Origin of the sequence: Kitasatospora sp. NPDC007106, from assembly GCF_040634455.1 — a bacterium.
In the GTDB taxonomy this organism is placed as follows: Bacteria; Actinomycetota; Actinomycetes; order Streptomycetales; family Streptomycetaceae; genus Kitasatospora; species Kitasatospora arboriphila.
In genome coordinates, this window is record NZ_JBEYFP010000346.1 from 1 (window position 1) to 6,309 (window position 6,309).

Sequence of the window (6,309 nt, forward strand, 5' to 3'; positions counted from 1 at the left end):
CGCGCCGCCGCCCGCGCCCGCTTCACCCCGCGGGGCCGGGCGGTGCTGCTGCTGACGGCCGCGGCCTGCACCGGCGCGGCCCTCGCCCTCGCCTGGGGGCACCGGGCCGCACCGGCCCCGCTCGCCCCGCGGCCGCCGCCCGCCCGGGCACCGGCCCCCGGCCCGGCGCTCCGGACCGAACTCTCGGTCACCCCCTCCGCGGCACTCGCCCGCCCGTCCCCCGCCGCCTCCTCGACGACGGACGGCTCCACGGCCGCCGCCCCGAATCGCGGCCGGCCGAGTCCGGCACCCGCCCGGCCTCGGGCCGGCCGGACCACCCCCGCCGCCACCGCGCCGGCCGCCGCACCGCGCGGCACGGCCACCGCGGCGGCCAGCACGGCCCCGGCCCCCTCGCCGACCCCGTCGGCCCCGGCCGACGGACCGGCATCCGGCGAAGCCTCGGCGACCGCCGGCCCTGCCTCCTCGCCCGTCTCGTCGCCCGCTTCCTCCCCCGCCCCCTGAGCCACCCCTCGAACCGCCTGGAGCACCTCGTGAACCGATCGCACCGCAGCACCCCGACCCGCCGGCTCGGCCGCCTCCTCCGCTCGGGGCCGCTCGTGCCCGCGGTGGCCGCCGCCGTCCTGCTGGTCGGACCGGCCGCCGCCACCGCGGACGCCAGCCAGGTCCGCTACGAGCGGACCCACGCCGTCAGCATTGCGAGCCCGGTGCACACCCGCGACACCGAGGTCGCCTTCGAGATCCGCCAGTTCGGCCGGACGGTCGGGGTCGACGTCGACAACCGGGCGCTCGCCACCGCCCGGTACTGCAGCGAGGGGCAGCACTGCCGCGCCGTCGCCCTCTCCTTCCAGATCGTCACCACCGGCGGCAGCGACGTGCACGTCGACGCCGACAACAACAGCAAGGCGACCACCGTGCACTGCGCCGGCTGCCAGGCCGTGGCCGGCGCCTACCAGTTCGTCATCAACACCCCGCAGCCCGTCCGGCTCGGCCAGGACGCGCTGCGCAAACTGGCGGCGGTCGAGAAGGCCGTGCGCTCGGCCGCACGGACCCAGGACCCGGCGCAGCTGAAGGCCACCGTCGACGCGAAGGTCGCCGAGATCACCGACATCCTGCAGGCCGCCGTCGCCGCGCAGCCCGCCGCCCCGGCCGCCCCGTCGAACCGCAGCCTGGCCGAACGGCCCGGGGTGACGGTGCACCGGATGCTCGACGGCTGGCCGGGCAACGACTAGGAGCCGCCGTCCCCCGCGCACCCGGGCACGTGTCTTCAAAGGCGTACGAGGGTGCACCCCGGGGGCGCTGGGGTGCACCTCTGAAGACACGCCCTAAGGCTCGTCCGACGGGCCGTCACCGCGGTTCCGCGCCGCTGCCTCGGCCCGCCGTCCGGGCGGCGGGGGCGGCGCGGTCGAGGCCCGGACGACCAGCCGGGTGGGCAGCAGCCGGCGCACCGGCTGCTGCTCGCCGCGGATCGCCGCGAGCAGCGCCCCGGCGGCCGTCCGGCCCTTGGCCTCGGTGTCCTGCCGGACGGTGGTCAGGGCGGGCCTCGTCCGGGCGGCCTCGGCGAGGTCGTCGAAGCCCACCACCGACACCTCGCCGGGTACGTCCACGCCGAGGTCGCGCAGCGCCTCCAGGGCGCCGAAGGCCAGGATGTCGGAGAGCGCCAGGATCGCGGTCGGCGGCTCGGGCCCGGCCATCCACCGCCGGACGGTGCGTTCGCCGTCGGCGCGGCTGATCGGCACCTCGGCCAGCTCGACGTCCGCCATGGTGCGGCCCGCCTCGGCGAGCCCGTCGGCGAGGCCGGCGAGGCGGCGGGCGAGCGGGCCGCGGTAGCCGCGGACGGCGGCGTCCGGCCCGGGGTCGAAGGAGAGCACGGCGATCCGGCGGTGGCCGAGCCCGACCAGGTGGCGGACGGCCTCCCGGGTACCGCGCCGGTCGTCGACGTCCACGCCGGGTGCGTCGGACTGCGGGTCGCCGTCGACCAGCACCACCGGGGTCTGGTGGCGGGCGAGTTCGGCGACCTCGCCGCGGTCGGTCTCCAGTCCGCAGACCACGAAGCCGTCCACGGCGGCGTACGGGATCGCTTCGAGCATGGATTCCCGCAGCGGCGGGGTGAGCAGCAGGGTGTACCCCTCGCGGTCGCACACCTCGCCGACGCCGCGCAGGAATTCGGTGTAGTAGGGGTTGCGCAGGATCGCCGCGAGGCCCTGCGGCAGCAGCACGCCGAGGGCGCGGGTCTGCCCGGCGCGCAGCATCCGGGCGAGCGGGCTGGGCCGGTAGCCGAGTTCCTCGGCGACGGCGAGGATGCGCTCGCGGGTCGCCCGGGACAGCTGGTCCGGGCTGTTGAACGCGAAGGAGACCGCGGTGCGGGAGTATCCCGCCGCGGCCGCCACGTCCCCGGCGGTCGGTTTGCCCCGTCCGCCGCCGGTTCTCCCTCCGGGCATGGTGGTGCCCTCTCCCTCTCTCCCCCGTGTCCGCCCGTGCCCCGCCGTCCGGTCGGGCCGCGCCGTCCGGTCCGCCCCCGCGGGTGCCGGCGGACGGGGAGGGCCCCGCCCGCCGGCGTTCCGGGTGTGCTACTTCAGGTACGGGCCGTCGGTGCCGATCTTGCCCGGGGCGGCGTTCTTGCCGCCGAGGTCGAGCACGTAGACCCGCAGGTTGCCCTTGCCGGGCGCGGCGACCGTCAGGGTGCCGTTGGTGACGGTCTTCACGTCACCGGTGACGGCGTCCTTGTAGGTGCCGTTGGGGATCCCGCCGTAGGTGGCGCCGTCGGTGACGGCGACCAGGGCGAAGCTGTCCACGCCGGTGGCGGTGTCGGTGTAGCGGCGCTTGAAGTTCATGCCGCCGCCGCTGATGCCGTCGGTGGAGTACTGGCCCGTCTGCAGGGCGGGGATCGCCCGGCGGATCTGGTTGAGCCGCTGCAGCTGCTTGACCAGCGGCTGCTGCAGGGTGGTGGCGACGGCACCGGTGGCGCCGGAGACCACCGAGTAGTCGCTCGCCGTGACCGTGCCGGCGATCTTGTCGCCGTAGTAGGCGCGGCCGGTGGTGGCGAGCGGGCAGGAGGGGCCGCAGTCGATCTGCTTGCCGGCCTGGAACTCGATCTCCGAGCCGTAGTACAGCGTCGGGATGCCGCGGAAGGTCCACATCAGGGCCATGTTCTCGGCCCAGGCGTCGGTGCCGCCCGCGTACCGGGTGCTGGACTTGTTCGGGCCGAAGTCGTGGCTGTCCACGTACACCACGTTGTAGGTGGCGTCGTTGTAGCTGTCGTCCGAGTCCTTGCCGTTGTAGTAGGCGTTGCGGGCGTCCCCGAAGTTCATGTGCATCCGCATGTCGATGACGTTCATGCCGGAGAACTGCGAGCGGTCCGGGGTGTGGTACGCGTTGCCGTTGAGGAAGGCGTTGGTGGAGGTGGGCTGGTTGCCGGTGCCGAGCTGCTCCTCGTAGTTGTACTGGTCGAGGGCGGCCTGCACGTCGTCGGCGGTGTAGTCCTTGCGCTCCTTCCAGGTGAAGAACTGGGCGGAGTGATTCACCGAGCCGCGGTTCCACTTGTCGTTGACGAACGCGCCGACCTCGCCGAAGACGAAGAAGTTCTGCGCCTTCGCCGGGCCCCAGTCCTGGGTGACCCGCTGCTGGATCGCGGGCAGGAAGCGGCGGTTCCAGGTGACCCGCGGCACGTGCACGGCGGTGTCGACCCGGAAGCCGTCCACGCCCATGTCGATGTACTTGTCGTAGGCGCCGATCAGGTAGTTCTGCACCTCGGGGCTCTCGGTGTTGAAGTCCGCGAGGTCCTCGTGCAGCCAGCAGGAGCGCGAGTCCTCGCCCTCCCAGTTGCCGATCCAGCACTGGTGGTAGTACTTCGACGGGAACATCCCCGAAGTCGGCGACGGCCACTGGCAGTTGTAGATGGTGTAGCCCTCGGCGCTCTTGTACTGGGTGGGCGTGCCCCAGCCGACGCAGGTGGAGCCGGCGGGCTGCTCGGTCGACCACAGGTCGCCGTTGTACCAGGACTTGCCGGTCTTCGGGTCGATCGTCAGGCCGTCGTACTCGAAGCCGGTCTGCTTCTCGTCGTAGTACCAGGACCACTGGGAGTCCCGGACGCCGTACACGGCCGGCACGAACAGGCCCTTGGCGCCCCACCGGGAGCTGTGGTTGTAGACCACGTCCTGGTAGATCTTGATGCCCTTGGCGTGCGCGGCGTTGATCAGGTCCTGGTACGAGGCGCCGGCGGACTCCAGACGCGGGTCGACCTTGTAGAAGTCCCAGCCGTGGTAGCCGTGGTAGTCGTAGTCGGAGCGGTTGAGGACGACCGGGGTGATCCAGATCGCCGAGAAGCCGAGGCCCTTGACGTAGTCGAGCTTCTGGACGAGGCCCTTGAAGTCGCCGCGGAACATCGGGTCGTTGTTGGCCGCGTTGCCGGACTTCACGTCCTGGCTGCCGCCGCGGTTGTTGCTGCTGTCGCCGTCGTTGAAGCGCGCGGTGAGGACGAAGTAGATCGGGTCCTTGCGCGGGTCGGTGCCGATCATCTCGCCGTTGGCGGGCTGCGGCGGGGCGGTACCGGTGGTGGCCACGGCCGCAGCGGAGGCCGCGGAGACGTTCCCGGCCGCGTCCTGCGCCTTGACGGTGTAGGTGTAGACGGTGTTGGCGTCCAGGCCGGTGTCCGAGTACACCGTGGAGCCGGTGTTCACCACGACGGTGCCCTGGGTGCCTCCGGTGCGGGTGACCTGGTAGCCCGTCACCGCCTTGTCGTCGGTGGACGGGTCCCAGGTGAGGACGATCGAGGTGTTGGTGGCGGTGGCCGCGACGTTGCCCGGCACGGTCGGCGCCGTGGTGTCCGGCACCACGGCGGCGCACGGGTCGGCGGCGTTCGCGGTGACCTTGCCGTTCTGCACCGTCACCGTGCCGGACGGGACGACGTAGTTGGCGCCGTTGTTGTTGTCCCAGGTGCCGTTGCCGTTGTTGAAGGTCGCGGCCATCGTCGAGGCGGAGCCCAGCGAGACCGTCTTCTTGAACCAGCCGGTGCAGGCGGCGTCCATGCCGATGCCGGGCACGGTCGTCCAGGCGCCGCCGGCCGGTGCGTAGTGCAGGTTGACGGTGCTCCAGCCGACCACCGCGGTGGAGTAGTAGACCGTCGAGGTGGTGCCGGTGGGGGACGGACCGGGCGAGGGGTCGGTGCCGCCGCCCGCGCACGGGTCGCTGTGGGCGATCACGCCGTCCTTGACGGTGATCGAGCCGGTGCCCAGGGCGTAGTTGCGGCCGCCGTTGTTGTCCCAGGTGCCGGAGCCGTTGTTGAAGGTGGCCTGCAGCCCGGTGGCGGAGCCGAGGTCGACCGTCTTCTTGACCCAGTCGGTGCAGGCCGCCTCCATGGCGACGCCCGGCACGGTTGTCCAGCTGCCGCCGTCCGGGGCCCAGTGCAGGTTGTACGCCGACCAGTTGCGGGTCTTGGTGTAGTAGAAGACGGTCGCCGTGTTGGAGGCCGTGGCCCCGGTGGTGGCCGCGTTCGCCGCGCCGCCCAGTGGCGCCGTGGACAGCAGTGTGGCCGAGAGACCGGCCGCCGCGGTCAGGGCGACGGCCGTGGGCCGCCGCCGGTGGCGTGATCGCGATGTCACAGTGAACCCCTCGGGTAGTGCCGCAGGCAGGGGGGAACCCGGCTCCACCGCACCCGGGGACACGGGAGCAGCGTGGGGGACGGAGACACGGGGCTGCCGGAGCGGCAGGAACAGGTGGGTGGGTGGTGCGGGGTCGTGCGGGACGGTGCGGCGGCGCGGGCAGGGGGCCGGCGGCCGGGCGTCTGCGTGCGGCTCCCCGAGCCGGCGGATGCGCCGGCTCCCCGGGCGGGAGGCCGCGGTGGGCGGCCGCTCCACCGTGGCCGCCGCTCCTTGCGCAATTCACTGCAAGAAGCATCAGGAGATTACCGAGCGGCAACCCCTCTGTAAACCCTCACCGCAGCGGTCCGGACGCACGGCGCAACCGTTCTGACCTGCCGTCGGATTTCTGAATCGAGCCAGAACGGTCTCTGACCCGATTCAGGAAGAAATGTCTTGCAGAAACTTTCAGATTTCCCCGGCGAACACCTTGACCCGCCCTTTGCCGCCACGGCATTGTCCTCAGCGACCGGCACCACCCCTGCCGGCCGCCCGCCCGCCGGTCTCCCCCACGCCCGGCGGGCCGCGGGCCCCCACCACCCGCACCCGTCACCCGTCACACCCGCACCCCGACCGGGAGGCGCCCGTTCCCCCACCACGCACCATCGGGCGGCCGGCCCGTGCCGTCAGCGGCCGCGGGGCTTCCCGCGCCGTGCGCCGCCCGAGCCGCCGGAGG

At 73.1% G+C, this 6,309-nt stretch carries 3 protein-coding genes and 1 pseudogene; 2 read left to right on the top strand and 2 right to left on the bottom strand.

The genetic code is table 11. The features are described 5' to 3' along the window. Positions 1-501 (top strand): annotated as a pseudogene (locus tag ABZ641_RS22885) (hypothetical protein); the annotation flags it as partial. A gap of 29 nt (positions 502-530) precedes the next feature. Continuing rightward, positions 531-1,229: a hypothetical protein gene (locus ABZ641_RS22890; protein WP_359984416.1), complete on the top strand. Its 699-nt coding sequence runs from the start codon at positions 531-533 to the stop codon at positions 1,227-1,229. 93 nt (positions 1,230-1,322) lie between these two features. Here ABZ641_RS22890 and ABZ641_RS22895 read toward each other — a convergent pair whose 3' ends face one another. Further along, the gene (locus ABZ641_RS22895) at positions 1,323-2,438 is read right to left on the bottom strand and encodes a LacI family DNA-binding transcriptional regulator (RefSeq protein WP_359984419.1); all 1,116 of its coding nucleotides are present in this window, start codon (positions 2,436-2,438) and stop codon (positions 1,323-1,325) included. A 129-nt stretch (positions 2,439-2,567) separates the two neighbouring features. Further along, positions 2,568-5,597, bottom strand: a complete 3,030-nt coding sequence (locus ABZ641_RS22900; protein WP_359984421.1) for a carbohydrate binding domain-containing protein — start codon at positions 5,595-5,597, stop codon at positions 2,568-2,570. Between the last annotated feature and the right edge of the window lie 712 nt (positions 5,598-6,309).

What these genes read in the sequence shown, in the direction of transcription:
- ABZ641_RS22895 (WP_359984419.1), bottom strand. Translation starts at nt 2,438, where the DNA reads ATGCCCGGAGGGAGAACCGGCGGCGGACGGGGCAAACCGACCGCCGGG.